This window comes from Salarchaeum sp. III (assembly GCF_036418315.1).
Classification (GTDB): domain Archaea; phylum Halobacteriota; class Halobacteria; order Halobacteriales; family Halobacteriaceae; genus Salarchaeum.
In genome coordinates, this window is record NZ_JAZHPG010000026.1 from 151,397 (window position 1) to 167,325 (window position 15,929).

At 68.8% G+C, this 15,929-nt stretch carries 15 protein-coding genes; 9 read left to right on the forward strand and 6 right to left on the reverse strand.

Annotated features, from left to right (window positions below; all coding sequences use genetic code 11):
- The first annotated feature begins 20 nt into the window (after positions 1-20).
- From U3A55_RS09555 to U3A55_RS09565, 3 genes are all read left to right on the forward strand, one after another.
- Positions 21-428 carry a helix-turn-helix domain-containing protein gene (locus U3A55_RS09555; protein WP_330991275.1) on the forward strand — a complete coding sequence of 136 codons (408 nt, stop codon included), beginning with the start codon at positions 21-23 and terminating at the stop codon, positions 426-428.
- Between the two features lie 118 nt (positions 429-546).
- Entirely contained in the window at positions 547-1,959 is a 1,413-nt protein-coding gene (locus tag U3A55_RS09560) for a cytochrome ubiquinol oxidase subunit I (RefSeq protein ID WP_330991276.1), read from the forward strand.
- Positions 1,952-2,935 (forward strand): cytochrome d ubiquinol oxidase subunit II, encoded by a 984-nt coding sequence (locus tag U3A55_RS09565; RefSeq protein WP_330991277.1) that lies wholly within the window; start codon positions 1,952-1,954, stop codon positions 2,933-2,935. Before U3A55_RS09560 ends, U3A55_RS09565 begins: the two co-directional genes overlap by 8 nt.
- A 6-nt stretch (positions 2,936-2,941) precedes the next feature.
- Here the strand turns inward: U3A55_RS09565 and U3A55_RS09570 are convergent, their stop codons facing one another.
- Positions 2,942-3,949, reverse strand: a complete 1,008-nt coding sequence (locus tag U3A55_RS09570) for an aldo/keto reductase (protein WP_330991278.1) — start codon at positions 3,947-3,949, stop codon at positions 2,942-2,944.
- 96 nt (positions 3,950-4,045) lie between these two features.
- Here U3A55_RS09570 and U3A55_RS09575 point away from each other — a divergent pair, with 96 nt between their 5' ends.
- Together U3A55_RS09575 and U3A55_RS09580 are read left to right on the forward strand one after the other, a co-directional pair.
- Entirely contained in the window at positions 4,046-5,002 is a 957-nt protein-coding gene (locus U3A55_RS09575; protein ID WP_330991279.1) for an alpha/beta hydrolase, read from the forward strand.
- A 38-nt stretch (positions 5,003-5,040) separates the two neighbouring features.
- Positions 5,041-5,796, forward strand: a complete 756-nt coding sequence (locus tag U3A55_RS09580) for an SDR family NAD(P)-dependent oxidoreductase (protein WP_330991280.1) — start codon at positions 5,041-5,043, stop codon at positions 5,794-5,796.
- 5 nt (positions 5,797-5,801) lie between these two features.
- Here the strand turns inward: U3A55_RS09580 and U3A55_RS09585 are convergent, their stop codons facing one another.
- Positions 5,802-7,802: a hypothetical protein gene (locus U3A55_RS09585; RefSeq protein ID WP_330991281.1), complete on the reverse strand. Its 2,001-nt coding sequence runs from the start codon at positions 7,800-7,802 to the stop codon at positions 5,802-5,804.
- 42 nt (positions 7,803-7,844) lie between these two features.
- Positions 7,845-8,516, reverse strand: a complete 672-nt coding sequence (locus tag U3A55_RS09590) for a LysE family translocator (RefSeq protein ID WP_330991282.1) — start codon at positions 8,514-8,516, stop codon at positions 7,845-7,847.
- 67 nt (positions 8,517-8,583) lie between these two features.
- On the opposite strand from U3A55_RS09590, the gene U3A55_RS09595 reads away from it, so the two are divergent.
- The gene (locus tag U3A55_RS09595) at positions 8,584-9,123 is read left to right on the forward strand and encodes a MaoC family dehydratase (protein WP_330991283.1); all 540 of its coding nucleotides are present in this window, start codon (positions 8,584-8,586) and stop codon (positions 9,121-9,123) included.
- Here the strand turns inward: U3A55_RS09595 and U3A55_RS09600 are convergent.
- Positions 9,120-10,751: a thiamine pyrophosphate-binding protein gene (locus tag U3A55_RS09600; protein WP_330991284.1), complete on the reverse strand. Its 1,632-nt coding sequence runs from the start codon at positions 10,749-10,751 to the stop codon at positions 9,120-9,122. The two genes, U3A55_RS09595 and U3A55_RS09600, sit on opposite strands and share 4 nt — an antisense overlap.
- A 79-nt stretch (positions 10,752-10,830) precedes the next feature.
- On the opposite strand from U3A55_RS09600, the gene U3A55_RS09605 reads away from it, so the two are divergent.
- Both U3A55_RS09605 and U3A55_RS09610 read left to right on the forward strand, forming a co-directional pair.
- Positions 10,831-12,201, forward strand: a complete 1,371-nt coding sequence (locus U3A55_RS09605; RefSeq protein WP_330991285.1) for an FAD-binding oxidoreductase — start codon at positions 10,831-10,833, stop codon at positions 12,199-12,201.
- Positions 12,202-12,278: 77 nt separating this feature from the next.
- Positions 12,279-13,076: an enoyl-CoA hydratase/isomerase family protein gene (locus U3A55_RS09610; RefSeq protein ID WP_330991286.1), complete on the forward strand. Its 798-nt coding sequence runs from the start codon at positions 12,279-12,281 to the stop codon at positions 13,074-13,076.
- Here the strand turns inward: U3A55_RS09610 and U3A55_RS09615 are convergent.
- Together U3A55_RS09615 and U3A55_RS09620 are read right to left on the reverse strand one after the other, a co-directional pair.
- A complete protein-coding gene (locus U3A55_RS09615) occupies positions 13,073-13,522 on the reverse strand; it encodes a MaoC family dehydratase (protein WP_330991287.1) in 450 nt (149 codons plus the stop codon). The two genes, U3A55_RS09610 and U3A55_RS09615, sit on opposite strands and share 4 nt — an antisense overlap.
- The gene (locus U3A55_RS09620; protein WP_330991288.1) at positions 13,519-14,592 is read right to left on the reverse strand and encodes a phosphotransferase family protein; all 1,074 of its coding nucleotides are present in this window, start codon (positions 14,590-14,592) and stop codon (positions 13,519-13,521) included. The genes U3A55_RS09615 and U3A55_RS09620 overlap by 4 nt, the downstream gene beginning before the upstream one ends.
- A 102-nt stretch (positions 14,593-14,694) precedes the next feature.
- On the opposite strand from U3A55_RS09620, the gene U3A55_RS09625 reads away from it, so the two are divergent.
- A complete protein-coding gene (locus U3A55_RS09625; protein ID WP_330991289.1) occupies positions 14,695-15,909 on the forward strand; it encodes an acyl-CoA dehydrogenase family protein in 1,215 nt (404 codons plus the stop codon).
- Positions 15,910-15,929: the final 20 nt, after the last annotated feature.

Consider the following 15,929-nt stretch of genomic DNA (forward strand, 5'->3'; position numbering starts at 1 on the left):
GCGCTAGAGACAGTGATTCGATGGCTGACTCGATGAGCGAGCTCCTCCGGCGCGACATGGACTGCGAGGGACTCCTGGAGTGCTTCCACGGCCTCACCGACCTCGACAAGCGCGTGTTCGAAGAACTGAACGACAGCGAGGACGCGCTCACCATCGACGAGGTCGCCGCGCGCGTCGACCGCGAACGCTCCACCGCCTACCGCTCCGTCAAGCGCCTCCGAGACGCGGGGTTCGTTGAACAGGACCAGGTGAACTACGAGCAGGGCGGCTACCACCACGTCTACCGGCCGCGGGACGCGGAAGAAGTCGCACGCGAACTCCAGCGCACCCTGAACGACTGGTACGCGAAAATGGGATCGCTCATCGGCGAGTTCGAAGAGAAGTACGCAGACGAGCCAGCACGGGACGCGGCGCACGCGGACGACTAAGTTCTCATCCGGCGAGAACCACCGGTTGTTTTGAGTGCGATACCGGACGAACCCTCAGGTATGAGCGTACGGTGGGTCGCTCGGCGGAACCGTATCGCACACGCCGGAGGTGGACGCGATGATTGACCCCGTGCTCGCGAGCAGACTCCAGTTCGCGCTCACGACCATCGTCCACATCATCTTCCCCGTGATGAGCATGGGGCTCGCGCCCTTCATCGTCTACTTCACGTACAAAGACATCCGCACGGGGCGGCCGCGATACGAGCAGTTGCGGCGGTTCTGGACGAAGATTTTCGCGGTGAGTTTCGTCGTCGGCACCGTCACCGGCCTCGTCCTGGAGTTCGAGTTCGGGACGAACTTCGCGGCGTTCGCGACGATGGCGGGCGAACTGTTCGGCGGGCCGCTGGCGACGGAGGGGATGATGGCGTTCATGCTAGAGGCGACGTTCCTCGGCGTGTTCCTGTTCGGCCGCGAACGCGTCGGGGACGCCGTCTACTTCCTCTCAAGCGTCGCCGTCGCCCTCGGAACGTGGCTGTCCGCGGTGTGGATTCTCATCGCGAACTCGTGGATGCAGACGCCGCGCGGGTTCGAGGTCGTCGTGGAGGACGGCCGGCGCGTCGTCCACCTCACCGACCCGCTCGCCGCCTACTTCACGCCGCGATTCACGTACATGTTCGTCCACATGCAGAACGCGGCCGTGCTCTCCGTCGCGCTCTTCATGGCCGGCGTCGCCGCCTACTACGTCTTCAAACATCACGTGCGCGGCCGCGACATCAACAGCATCGGGTTCTGGGAGGCGACGCTGAAGATAGCGCTCGTCGTCATCATCGTCACCGCCCCCCTCCAGGTGCTCCACGGGGACGCGTACGCCCGCCATGTCTACGAGACCCAGCCGCAGAAGTTCGCCGCGATGGAAGCCATCTGGCACACGGAGGCGTACGTCCCCGAGTACATCGTCGCGTTCCCGACGAGCATCGACGCCGTCTTCGAACCCGGACCGAAGGAACTCGTGGGCATCGCGATACCGGGGATGGCGTCCTGGCTGGCGTCCGGCGGGGACGCCGGCGCGGTGATTCAGGGCCTCGAATCCTTCCCCGTCGAGAACCCGCCGGTCGCGGTGGTGTTCTGGGCGTTCCGCGTCATGGTCGCGCTCGGGATGTGGTTCATCCTCCTCGGGTTCTGGGGCGGGTTCCGGTGGCGGCGCGGCGAACTGTTCGAGGACGACCTCCTCCACAAGGCGCTCATCGGGAGTTCCCTCCTCGGGTTCGTCGCCGTCGAAGTCGGCTGGATAGTCACCGAGGTCGGCCGCCAGCCCTGGGTGATTCAGGGCGTTCTCAAGACATCGGACGGCGTCTCCGCGTCCCTGACCGGCATGGAAGCCCTGTTCACGCTCCTCGGGTTCGCGGGCGGGTACGCGCTCCTCCTCGCGCTCTACGTCTACGTGGTCCGCCGCATCATCAGGCAGGGGCCGCCGACCGGTGACGACCTCCGGAATGCGACCACCGAAACGGAGGTGACCGGCGGTGAGTAGTCTCGCAGCCGGCCCCCTGTTCGGCCTGCCGCTCGCCGACCTCTGGTTCGCCGCCGTCTTCTTCGTCCTCGGCACCTTCCTCCTCCTGGACGGCTTCGACTTCGGGGTCGGCGTCCTGTTCGCGCTCGCGGACGACCACTCCCGGGAGCAGTACCTCGCCGCAATCGGACCGTTCTGGGACGGGAACGAGGTGTGGCTCGTCGTCTTCGGGGGTGTGCTGTTCGCCGTGTTCCCCGAGGTGTACGCGTCCCTGTTCAGCCGGTACTACCTGCTGATGTTCGCCATCCTCGCCGGCCTCGGCCTCCGCGGACTCGCGCCCGAGATGTACGAACAACGGGCGGACGACCGGTGGCGTCGGTTCTGGGGCGCGTCCTTCGTCGTCGGGAGCACGGGCACGCCGTTCCTGCTCGGCGTGTTCGTCGTGAACTGGCTGGTCGGCGCGCCCAGCGTCCTCACCCTCCCCGGCGTCCTCGGCGGACTCGCGGTGCTCGCGCTCTGCGTCGTCGACGCCGTCGCCTTCCTCGGCCTCAAACTCCCCGACGCCGCGGACACAACCGGATACGGGCCGCCCGCGCTCGCCGCGTACCTCGCGCTCGCGGTGGCGCTCGTCTCCGCGCTCTACGTCGCCGAACCCGGTCTGCGGGGCGCGCTCACGTCGCTCCCCGTGCTCGGGTTGCTCGCGCTGTCCGTCGCGCTCGGCGCGGCCTACGTCGTCGCGATCCGCCGCGACACCCACCGCGGCGCGTTCGCGGCCGTCGCGGGTCTCGTGTTCGGCCTCGTCGCGCTCATCGCGCTCGTGATGTACCCGACAATCGACCGCGGGAGCGCCCTCACCGTCTCCGACGCCGTCATCTCGACGCTCCCCCTGAACCTCGTCACGCTGATGATGGCGGTGTTCCTGCCGCTCGTCCTGGGGTACTTCGCCGTGCTGTACAGCACGTTTAGCGGGCCGATAGAAACGGAAGAGAGCTACTAGACGCCGCTAGAGGCCGCTGTACGGGCCGCCCTTCGCCTCGGTGAGGCGGTCGACCTGGTCGTCGCTGAGGTCGATGGTGGCCGCGCCGAGGTTCTCCTCCAGCTGTTCGACGGTGCGCGCGCCGACGATGGGCGCGGTAACGCCGTCGCGGTGGCTGAGCCACGCGAGCGCGGTCTGCGCGGGCGTCGCGTCAACCTCGTCCGCGACGGCTTCGAGTTCGTCGTGCACGTCGAAGTTCTCCTCGGTGAGGTAGGACTCCGCGAACCGACTGGACTCCGCGGCGCGCGACTCGCCCGTCAAGCCGTCCTCGCGCGTGTACTTCCCGGTGAGGAAGCCCTGGCCGAGCGGGCTCCACGGGCAGACCGCGAGGTCCTCCGAGCGCGCGAACTCCAGGTAGTCTCCCTCGATTTCGCGGTCCACGAGGTTGTACCGCGGCTGGAGCACCGAGAACGGCTCCCAGCCCTCGGCGCGCGCGAGTTCGTTCGCCTGCGCGACCTTCCACGCGTTCGGCCGCAGCGTGGACGCGCCGAGGTAGTGGACGTTCCCGTCCTCAACGAGCCGATTCAGCGTCTTCATCATCTCCCGCGTCGGCGTCTGGTCGTCCCAGCGGTGAATGTAGAGCACGTCCACGTAGTCCGTGCCGAGGCGCTCCAGGAGCGCGTCGATGCGGTCGCGGACGTTCTTCCGGTTCGTCCCCCGGCTGTTGGGGTCGTTCTCCCGAATCTGCCAGTAAATCTTGGAGGCGATAGTGTATCGCTCGCGGTCCCGGTCGCTGAGCCAGTCGCCGATCCACTCCTCGCTCGCGCCGCCGCCGTACACGTCCGCGGTGTCGATGTACCGGCCGCCGGCGTCCGCGTACGCGGTGAGGAGTTTCTTCGCGCGCTCCTCGCCGATTTCGACGTTCCCCTCCTCAGTCTGCTTGCCGAACCGCCACGTCCCGAACTGGAGTTCGCTCGATTTGAGGCCGGTTCCGCCGAACGACACGAAGTCGAGGTCGAGGTCACTGACTGCCATCACCGACCCTTCGCGGACCGACGTGAAAACAGTTCAGCAATCGGCCACGTCGTCGCGGGGGCGTAGCGTTTTGACGGTGGACGACGCACGGCCGGTATGACGACGGACGCGACGGAGACAACGGACGAGATGCACCCGCAGGCGCGCGCGGTCGTGGAGCGACAGCGGAAACTCGGGCTGACGCCGCTCCACCGCCACGGCGTCCGCCGCCTGCGCTTCTTGATGCGGGTGAGCGCGTGGCTGTCGAACCGGAACCCGCCCGCAGTTGGCGCAACGTTCGACCGCACGATACCCGGCTACGACGACGGCGACGACGTTCCCGTTCGCGTCTATCGGCCCGAGGGCCGGGGGCCGTTCCCGACGGTCGTGTTCTACCACGGCGGCGGGTACGTTATGGGGTCGCTCGCCACCCACGACCGGCTCTGCCGCGAACTCGCGCGCCGCAGCGACTCCGTTGTGGTGGCGGTTGACTACCGGCTCGCGCCCGAGCACCCGTTCCCCGCCGCCATCGAGGACGCCTCTGCCGCGCTCTCGTGGGCGGCCGCGAACCCGGACGCGCTCGCCTCGACGGGAACAGTCTCCGTAGTCGGTGACAGCGCGGGCGGCACGCTCGCCGCCGTCGTCGCGCTCATCGCGGCGGAGCGTGACGGCCCCACGGTCGCCCACCAGGCGCTCTGCTATCCCGGTATCGGCGTCGAACTCGAACAGGAGTCGGTACAGGACCACGCCGGAACCGTGCTCTCCCGCGCCGACTTGGAGTGGTTCCGGGACTGCTACTACGGGAGCGACATCGTCCAGCGGAACCCGTACGCGGACCCGATTCACGCCGACGACCTCTCCGGCGTCCCGCCCGCGACCGTCATCACGGCGGGGTTTGACCCACTCCGGGACGGCGGGCGCGCGTACGCCGAACGCCTCGTCGCCGACGGCGTGGATGTCTCCTACGAGGAGTACGAGGATATGATTCACGGGTTCATGACGAACCTCCACCGGCCGCGCATCGACCGCGCGTACGACGCCGTCGACCGCGTCGCCGCCGCGCTCCCCGAGTGACGCCCGGGTTCTAAGTCGTCCCGACTCGGAGCTGTCGTATGGCAGAGACTGCACTCGTCACCGGCGCCGGTGCCGGCATCGGCCGCGCAATCGCTCGACAACTCGCGAATGACGGCTACCACGTCGTCGCCACCGACATCGACGCGGAGGGCGGCGCGGAGACCGTCGACATCGTCGAGGACGACGGCGGGAGCGCGACGTTCACCGAACTCGACGTCACCGACCACGACGCCGTCGAAGCCACCGTCGACGCCACCGTCGAGGAGTACGACGGCCTCGACGTACTCGTGAACAACGCCGGCGTCGGCCACGAACCCGCGCTCGTCGAGGACGTGTCCGTCGCCGACCGCGACCGCCTCATCTCCGTGAACGTCGAAGGCGTCTGGAACGGCTGTCACGCCGCCATCCCCCACATGAAACAAGCCGGCGAGGGCCGCATCGTCAACATCTCCTCGCTCGCGGGCGTCGTCGGCGCGCCCCGCATCGCCACCTACTCCCTCACCAAGGGCGCGGTCCTGAACTTCACGCGCGCCATCGCCGCCGAACTCGGCCCCGCCGGCGTGCGCGCGAACGCCGTCTGCCCGGGCTTCGTCGAGACCAGCATGGCGGACGAGTTCTTCGGCGGGAGCGACGACCCCGAGAAAGCCCGCGAACGCATGGAACGCCAATACCCCCTCGGCCGCCTCGGCCGCCCCGAGGAAGTCGCGGACGCCGTCTCCTTCCTCGCAAGCGAGAACTCCTCCTGGATAACGGGCCACGGCCTCCTCGTCGACGGCGGATTCAACGCGACCTAGATCGGTCAGTTCGCGCGGTCGCGGGCGGCGCGGCGGAGCGTGTCGCGGGTGACCGAGTCGGTCGGCCGGACGGGTGTGCCGTCGATGCGGACGATTGTCGTCGGGTGGTCGAGGAGCGCGGCAGCGTCCCCCGAGTCGTACGTTTCGGCGTGTGTCACGTCGACACCGGTGAGATGGTAGGTGTCGTGTTCGACCGGATGGACGAGCCGGGCGGCTCCGCCGACGGGGTCGTCCGCGGTGACGGCGAACCGGCTCGTAAACGCGTGCCGGCCGGACGGCTGCGAGTCGATGTCGACGCGTGCGGGCATAGCACCGTCGTCGGGACGAACGGGGACGTAGGTCGGGTGCCCGACCACGCGGACGGCGTCACCGAGGCCGGCGTACCGCACGGCGGCGTCGACGGAACACCCGACTTGGACGCAGTGGAGGAGGTCGGCGACCCGGTCGGCGGGGAGGCGGTCGGGAGCCGCGATGGCCGCGGGGACGCCGCGTTCCGCGAGCGCGACCGCCGCGTCGAACGCGCGCTCGCCGGTGACCACGATGAGGCCGAGCGCGGTCGTGTCGAGCGCGTCGAACCCGAGGACGCCGTCGGCGCACGGGAGGCCGCCGGGAGACGCGGGACGGTCCCAGTAGGCGAGTGTCGCGTCCGCGGCCGTCTCCCGGACGGTCGCCCGGTCGTCGTTCGCGGGAACGGCGACGGGGTCGGGGAGGCCGGCGGTGGCGTCACGGAGCGCAGTCGCACGGTCGAGGTCGGCGAAGACGACGGTCGACGCGTCGTCCCGCGTGACGTACGGCGTCCGGCGGGCGGCGGCCCGGAACGACGGGACGAGTCGGGTGTCGCCGACCGGCGGGACGCCGGCCGCGTGCGCGGTGGCGGCGGCCTGCCCGAACTCGCGCGAGCCGTCCGCGCGTCGGTCGTCGTCGACGTGGACGCGCCAGAGGCCGGCGAGCGCATGGGGAAGGAGTTCCGTGTCCGCGGCGTCGTCCCGGAGCACCGCGGTTGCCGGCCACTGCGGGACGTACGGCGCGATGAGGCCCGGGGAGACTTCGAGGTACTCCATGAGCTGTTCGGGAATAGGCGAATCGTAGAGGTTTGGCGGGTAGAACGGGAGGCGGCCGGCGAGTTCGTCGTACTCGTGGCGGGGGAGCGCGTAGTAGCCGTCGGTGCGCGCGAGCGAGTCGAGCACGAGGCAGGTGGCGAGCGTGCGGTCGACGGCGGCTTCGAGCGGTTCGTCGGGGGCGAGCGGGGCGGTGTAGCCGTTCGAGAGGGACAGCAGTGGTTCGCTCGCGGGTTCGACGGTCGCGCCGAGGTAGTACGCGAGCGGCGCGACCCGATAGATATCCGCGTACGTCTCGGGGACGCCGAGCGTGACGCCCGTATCCGGGACGGAGAGGCTGTCGGGAATCCGGAGTTCGTCGCCGCGTTCGATGGCGGGCGGGTGGCCGCGGAGCGTCGGCCACGACCGCTCGGGCGAGAACTCGCGTATCGACGACCCGAACCGGGAGACCGCCCGCATCAGCGCGCGCGGGTCGTCCGGCACGGTCATCGTCGCCCGCGGCCGGTCGTGCGCGGAGCGCGCGCCGACCTCGACGTACGCCGGCTCCGGAAAGGAGACGCGGAGCACGCCACCCTCGCTCCGCGGTCGCGTGTACGCGGCGGTCGCTGCGGTCCGACTGAGCCGGACGTACGTCTTCACGGGCGCCGCGAGTTCGAGGTAGTACGTGCCCTCGGGGAGGTCGCGGGGCGTCGTGGAGAACTCGCCGCGGTGCTCGCCGTCCGCATCACGGAGGTAGGCGGTGACATCGGGCGGGAACTCGATGGCGCCGGTCGTCGTTCCGACGGCCGCGTCGACGGGGAAGAGGAAGCCGTCGGTGGGCGCGGGTTCGCGGTCGGCGGCGTCGAGTGCGAGCGTGAACGCACGGTTCGTGAGCGAGTCGCGGACGCGGAGGTCGCCGTCGTCGTTGGCGAAGGAGACGAGGTCGCGAACGTCGCCGGCGGGAGTCATCGGTGTACGGTCATGGGACCGGGTCGTTTGAGCGTGTCGTCTCTACACGACAGTTCGAACCGCGTCCGCGAGGAACAGTAGGCCGAATCCCGCGAGGAGGAGAGCGGAGAGCGCGCTGACGGCGGGTGCGAGCGCCTCGACGCGGCGTTCGGCGGCCGCGAGTGCGACAGGGAACGCGACCACCCACGCGAGGACGCCGGCGAAGAACCCGGCGACGAGCGCGGCGCTCCCGGTGTGAACGACGAGCGCGCCCGCGAGCGACTCCCCGAGGTATGGCGTGTAGCTGAGGAGGTCGAGCCGGCCGGGTTCGACGAGCGCGACGCCGGCGGACAGCCAGAACGCGAGCTGGTAGGGGTTGGTGATGGCGAGCACGAACGCGCGCTGGAAGCCCGTGCCGGCGACCCGACGCTCGCCGGCCTCCCGGAAGGACTCGGAGACGCCGCGGTACGCGCCGTACGCGAAGTAGAGCATGAGGGCGCCGCCGACGGCGAGCAGGCCGGCGTGCAGGAGCGGGACGTCGGTGACGAGGGCGACCACGCCCACGAGGGCGAGCACGAAGAAACAGAAGTCGGCGGTCGCCGCGCCGAGCCCGGCGCGCACGCCCTTCCGCCAGCCGCGCTGCACGGCTTCCTCGGCGATGACGGCGTTCATCGGCCCCGGCGGCGCGGCGAGCGCGAGCCCGAACGCGACGCCGGCGGCGACTGACGCGAACATGGTTCGAGTCGGCGGCGTGCCGTGAAAAACACCGCGTTCTTTGGTTCGTGGATGCGTACCACGCAGCATGACCGGGACGAGAGTGGTCGAGGGCTGGCAGGGCCGGTTCTACGAGGACTTCGAGACGGGCGACGTGTACAAGCATCCGTACGGCCGGACCGTCACCGAGACGGACAACGTCTGGTTCACGAACCTCACGATGAACGTGAACCCGATGCACTTCAACGAGGCGTACGCGTCGGAGACCGAGTTCGGGGAGCGGCTGGTGGACGGGACGTTCGTCATCGCGCTGGCAGTGGGGATGAGCGTCGTCGACGTGTCGATGAACGCCACCGCCAACCTCGGATACGACGACGTACAGCACCACGCGCCAGTCTTCCACGGCGACACCATCTTCGCCGAGTCCGAGGTGCTCTCGAAGCGCGAACTCGACAGCAGAGAGCACGTCGGCGTCGTGACGACGGAACTCCGCGCGTACAATCAAGAGGGGACGAAGGTGCTGTCGCTGGAGCGCACGCCGATGGTGCTTAAACGAGAGCACGCGGACGTGTCACCCGAACAGCCGCCCGGGTGGCCCGAGGGCGTCGGCACGCAGCCCGACGATTAGTCACGCATGTGGACGCTCGCCTGCGGTTCGGCGGGGTCGGTCGGCACCTCGACGAGCGTCGGGCCGTCGCGCTCGAACGCCGCGGCGACGGCGTCCCGAATCCCGTCGGGTGTCTCGGCGCGCGCGGTCGTCACGCCCATCCCCTCCGCGATGGTCGAGAGCGAGAGCGGCGTGTCCGGCCAGTCGTAGGCGTCGAGACCGTACGAGCGCTCGGCCTCCTCGGAGATGATGGCGTAGTCGCTGTTGTTGAACGCGACGAGAACAATGGGGAGGTCCTCGACGGCGGCGGTGTGGAGTTCGTGAATGCACATCATGAGTCCGCCGTCGCCGGAGAGCGCGAGCACGCCCTCGTCGGGGTTCGCGCGCGCCGCGCCGATGGCGGCGGGGAGGCCGGTGCCCATCGTCGCCCACGACCCGGGATTGACGTACGAGCGCGGGCCGTACGCGGGGAAGGAGACGAGCGTCCAGATGCGGAAGCCGCCGGCGTCCGCGGAGACTGGCGCGTCGCGGGGCGTGGCGTCGCGGACGGCCGAGAGCGCGGCGACAGACGTGAGTGGCGGCTGTGCGGTGTCGCGGAGGTCGGCCATTCGGTCGGCGTCGGCCTCCCGCACGGCCTGCGCGCGCGCCGCGCCATCGCGGTTCTCGGTGCGTTCCAGGCGACCCGCGAGCCCGGCGAGCGCCGCGCCCGCGTCCGCGACGAGCGCCACCGACGGCTCGTAGCCCGTTCCAATATCTTCGGGGTCGAGCGTGACGTGCACCAGGGTGTCGGGCAGGTCGACCGTCCACGAGCGGGTGGCGACCGCGTCGAAGTCCGTGCCGACGGCGAGCATCGCGTCGGACTCCGCGAGCAGGGCGAGGAGGTCGGGGCTCGCGCCGCCGCAGAGCACGCCCGCGGAGAGGTCGTGGTCCTCCGGAATCGTCCCCTTGCCCTTGTAGGTGGTGACGACGGGCGCGTCGAGGGTTTCGGCGACGCCGACGAGCGCGCCGGACGCGTCCGCGGAGCGCACGCCGCCGCCCGCCAGAATCACGGGGTTCTCGGCGTCGTTCACGTGGTCGACGGCGTCCCCGAGCGCGTCCTCGTCCACGCCATGCACGGACTCCGTGGCGTAGTCGCCGGGTTCGGCGAGCGTCACGTCCATCGGGAGGAAGTTCTTCGGGATGCCGACGCGGACGGGACCCTTCGGTGCGGTTCGGGCTATCGCGATGGCCCGCTCGAGTTCGGCTATCGTTGCTTCGGGGTTCTCCACGAGGACGTTCTCCTTCACGACGTTGTCGTACGTGTCGGGCGGCGTCTCGTGGATGCCGTCGCCGCCCCGAATCTCGGGGTCGGTCTCGACGGCGAGGTGGAGGAGGGGCGTGCAGTCGTTGAGCGCGTTCTTCAGGCCGTTCATCGCGTTCATGTCGCCCGGACCGGGGACGACGCAGGTCGCCGCCATCTCGCCGGAAGTCTCGGCGTACCCCCACGCCTCGTGCGTGACGGCGGTTTCGTGGCGGGCGACGACGAAGTCGATGCCGTCACGCGACCCGATACCGTCGTTCAGCGGAAGGGTCTGTTTGCCGGGAATGCCGAACACCGTATCGATGCCGTGTGCGACCAGTCGGTCGACGACGGCCTCGCTCACGCGCATACCGAGTGAGTCGCGGGGAGCGCAATAACTCTTGGTAGACCAGGCGAACCTTTAGAAGGACGTACACGAACGACCGTGTATGACCGACCACGACGCCTCGTTCCTCCGAGACCTCGACGCCGAGTGCTCGTTCACGGAATCGCACCGCGAGCAGTACGCGCGCGACGCCAGCCCACACCACCCCTCGACGCCCGACGCGGTCGTCTGGCCGGAACGCACGGAGGAGGTCTCGAACGTGCTGTCGGCGGCGTACGAGCGCGAGGTCCCGGTGACGCCGTGGAGTGGCGGGAGCGGTCTCGAAGGGAACGCCATCCCCGTCGAGGGCGGTATCGTGCTCTCCACGAAGGAGATGACGTGGGTCGACGCCGACCCGGACACGCTCACCGCGCGCGTCGGCCCCGGCGTCGTCTACGACGACCTGAACGAGACGCTCGCCGGCGACGGCCTCCGCTTCCCGCCCGGCATCTCCAGCGGCGACGTGGCGACCATCGGCGGGATGATAGCGACGAACGCGAGCGGGTTCAACGCCGTCCGGTACGGCGAAACCAGGGACCACGTCCGCCGCATCGAAGCCGTCCTCCCCGACGGCGAGAGAGTACAGGCCGGCCGGAACGTCGTGAAGACCTCCTCGGGATACAGCATCAAGGACTTGCTCGTCGGAAGCGAGGGAACGCTCGGCGTGGTGACGGACGCCACCATCGAACTCGCCGGCATCCCCGCCGAGAAGCGGGCGGCGCTCGTCGCGTTCGAGAGCGCTCGCGACGCCTGCCGCGCCGTCAGCGACATCATCGGCGCTGGCGTGAAACCCGGCGCTATCGAGTTCATGGACGAGCAGTCCATCGAACTCCTGAACGAGAACCGCGACGACCTCACGCTCCCCGAGCGCGCGACCCTCCTGCTGGAACTCCACGGGAACACCAGCGGCATCGACGAGGACTACGCGTTCGTCGAGGGCCTCTGCCGCGAACACGGCGTCGTCGAGTGGACTGAACCCGGCGGCGCGATGGCGGACGTCTGGGAAGCCCGACGGGAGGCGCTGCCCGCAGCGCGTGCGTACGACCCCGACCTCGACGTGGCGGTCATCGGTGACGTGGTCGTCCCGATCACGAACTACCCCGACATCGTGGAGCGCGCGCACGAACTCGCCGACGAGTACGACCTCCTCGTCCCGCTGGTCGGACACGCCGGCGACGGCAACCTCCACTACACGCCGCTCGTCGACCGCGACGACGAGGACCACGTGATTCGCGCGATGGCGTACAACAACGAGGTCGTGCAGGCCGCCATCGACATGGACGGCACCGCGACCGGCGAGCACGGCGTCGGCATCGGGAAACGCGGCTTCATGGACGACGAGCACGCGAACACCGTGGACGTGATGCGGTCCGTGAAGGACGCCATCGACCCGAAGGGACTGCTCAACCCCGGGAAAGTCATCCCCGAAGAATAAGTACTGTAAAGCGAAGTCGCGGATATTTCTAACAGTCCTGGGGAAGGCTTTTCGGTGTTCGCGGTGTGGGTCGCGGTATGTCGGAAGCTGTCACGCTCGACGTTACGGACGGTGTCGCGACCATCAGGCTCGACCAACCGGAGCGCCGGAACGCGCTCTCGCGGGAGATAACCGCGGGACTCCGCGACCACCTCGAACACGTCCGGGACGAGGTCGACGACGCCCGCGCCGTCGTCGTGCAGGGGTCGGGCGGCGCGTTCAGCGCCGGCGGTGACATCGCCGCGATGAAGGAACGACTCAATTCGGACGAGTCGCTGGAGGAGGCCGTGAAGACGCTGGAGCGAACGACGAGCGAGACGCTCGCGCTCCTCGTGGAGTTCCCGCTCCCCACCATCGCGAAGGTCGACGGCCCGGCCGTGGGCGCGGGCGCGAACCTCGCCATCGCGTGCGACGTTCAGCTCGCCACCGAGGACGCGAGCATCGGGTTCGTGTTCCGGCAGGTCGGCCTCTCCGTGGACGCCGGCACGTCCTACCTCCTCCCGCGCGTCGTCGGCACCAACGTCGCGAAGGAACTCGTCTACACGGGCGAAATCATGGGCGCCGAGCGCGCGCACGACCTCGGACTGTTCAATCACGTCTACGGGAGCGACGAGTTTGAGGCGAAAGCGGACGCGATGGTCGAACGCATCGCGTCAGGCCCGACGGCAGCGTTCCGGCACGCGAAACGCCTCATCGACGAGGGCTTCGAGAAGACTATCGACCAGGCGATGACGGACGAGGCCGTCGCGCAGGGCGTCGTCTTCGACACGTACGACCACGAAGAAGGCGTGCGGGCGTTCCTCGAAGACCGCGAGCCCGAGTTCGAGGGGCGCTAGGCGTCGGGGTTCCGCCGCTCGTAGAACGCCTTTCCGCGCATCGTCATCACGACCTCGTCGTCCCCATTGAACATCGCGGTGTCCGTCGTGAGCAACCCCCGGCGGGGGTCGCTCTCCAGCGGCCGTTTCTCCGCCACTTCGAGACGCACGGAGAGCGTGTCGCCGGGCCGGACGGGCTCCGTCCACTGAATCTCCTCCACGCCCGGCGACCCGAGGCTCGCCGCGTCGTCGTAGTGGTGTTCGACCATGAGATTCATCCAGAGCGACGCCGTGTGCCAGCCGGACGCGATGAGCCCGCCGAACGGCGACTCCTTCGCCGCCTCCTCGTCGACGTGGAACGGCTGCGGGTCGAACTGTTCCGCGAACTCCAGTATCTCCTCTTTCGACACCGTGTAGGCGCCGAACTCCTCCACGTCGCCCACATCGTAGTCCTCGTAGTACGTCACAGCGGCTCCTCCCCCTCGATGATGCGGACCGCGCGGTCCGCGAGCGCCGGCACGCGCTCCTCCATCAACGGATACATCGGGTCGTCGGAGTTCCCCTCGAGGTACCGCCGGTAGAACATCTCGCCGAGGCCGGCGAGCTTGTAGACGGCGAGCGCGCGGTAGAACCGCTCGTGCTCGAACTCGAAGCCGGTTCGGTTCTCCCAGCGCTCCACGAGTTCGACCCGGGTCGGGTAGCCGTCGCGCTGCATGAACGTCGCCTCCAGCTCGGGGACGGCGGGCTCGGGGTCCTTCGCGTCCCGCCAGTACGAGAGCATCCAGCCGAGGTCGGCGCGCGGGTCGCCGAGCGTGCTCATCTCCCAGTCGAACACACCGGTGAGTTCGGGGGGCGTGCCGGGCGCGTACAGGACGTTATCGAGCTTGTAATCGCCGTGGACGAGCGTCTCCGGGTGGTCATCCGGGCAGTGTTCGTCCAGCCAGTCGCCGACGCGCTTCAGCTTCGGGACCTCGCGGTCGTCCGCGGTGACCTCGAACGCCCACGAGAGCTGTTTCCCCCAGCGGTCGACCTGTCGGCGCGTGTAGCCCGCCGGCCGCCCGAGTTCGCCGAGTCCGACCGCCTCGTAGTCCACGTCGTGGATGGCGGCGAGCGTGTCCGCGAGCTCCTCCCCGATGCGCTGGCGGGACTCGGGGTTCGCGAACCGCTCCGGTTCGTCGTCCCGCAGCACGTCGCCGGGTACGCGCTCCATCACGTAGAAGTCGCTCCCGATGACCGAGTGGTCGTCGCACGCCGCGACCGTCGGCGGCACCGGCACGTCCGTGTCCTGCAAGGCGTCGATGACGCGGTACTCGCGGAGCACGTCGTGCGCGGTGTCGGCGGTTTCGCCGGGCGGCGGCCGGCGAATCACGAGGTCGCGGTCGCCCCACTCGACGAACAGCGTCTCGTTCGAGTGTCCTTCCGCGTGTCGTTCGACTTCGTAGGCGTCCGTCGGCCCGAGTTCCGTTTCGAGGAACGCCCGCAGCGCGTCCTCATCCACGAGCCGGGCGAAGTAGGCCTCGCTCGTATTGTCTACCATGCCAGGGGGTTCTATCTCCTCGTACGAATAGGTATGGATGAGAATTACCACTCGATGCCAACTGGGACGAATCTTTTTACATTGTATTCACGAAGGGTGGGTATGGAGTACGACGACACCGAGCGCGCAACCGAGTTCGCCAAGAAAACCCGAGAGTTCGTCGACGAGGTCGTCATCCCCGTCGAGCGAGACGTGCTCGGCGGCGACCCGATCAGCGACGACCAGCTGGACGCCCTCCGGGAGGAAGCACGCGACTACGGCGTGTACGCACCCCACCTCCCCGAGGAGTACGGCGGCCACGGCCTCAGCTACCGCGACATGCTGCCCGTGTTCGAGGAAGCCGGCCGCAGCCTCCTCGGCGCGCCCGCCATCAAGGTCGAAGCCCCCGACGAGGGCAACATGCACACCCTCGAACTGTTCGGCACGGAAGACCAGAAAGAGGAGTACCTCCGGCCGCTCGCGCAGGGCGAGATTCGGAGTGCGTTCTCGATGACCGAACCGATTCAGGGCGGCGGGAGCGACCCGAAGATGATGGAGACCACCGCCGAGAAGGACGGTGACGAGTGGGTCATCAACGGCCACAAGTGGTGGACGACCCAGGGCACCGAGGCCGACGTCCTCATCGTCATGGCCGTCACCGACCCCGACGCCCACCCCTACGAAGGCTGCTCGCTCTTCCTCGTCGACAAGGACACCGACGGCGTGAACGTCGTCCGCGACATCCCCCACACCGGCGGGAACGTCACCGGCGTCGGCCACGCCGAAATCGAATACGACAACGTTCGCGTCCCCGAAACCGCCGTGCTCGGCGACCTCAACGAAGGATTCAGTCACGCCCAGGCCCGCCTCGGCCCCGCCCGCCTCACCCACTGCATGCGGTACTCCGGAATGGCCCAGCGCTCGCTCGACATCGCGAAAGCCTACATCTCGGAACGCGAAGCCTTCGGCGAACCCCTCAGCGAAAAACAATCCCTCCGCTTCGAAATCGCGGACGCCGAAACCCGCCTCCACGCCACCCGCACCATGGTCCGGCACGCCGCCCGCCAAATCAACCAGGGGAACGAAGCCCGCATCCCCGTCGCCATGACCAAAGTGTTCGCCGCGAACACCTGCCAGGACGTCATCGACCAAGCCATCCAGATGTGCGGCGGGAACGGCATCGGCAAAGACCTCCCGCTCGCCGACTTCTACGAGAGCGTCCGCCAGTTCCGCATCGTCGACGGCGCCGACGAAGTCCACAAACGCGTCATCGCCCGCGACGCACTCAGCGACGCCGACGAACACACCTTCGAACTCGAAGCCCTCACGCGCTTCTGAACGCACCTTTTTACGCTACG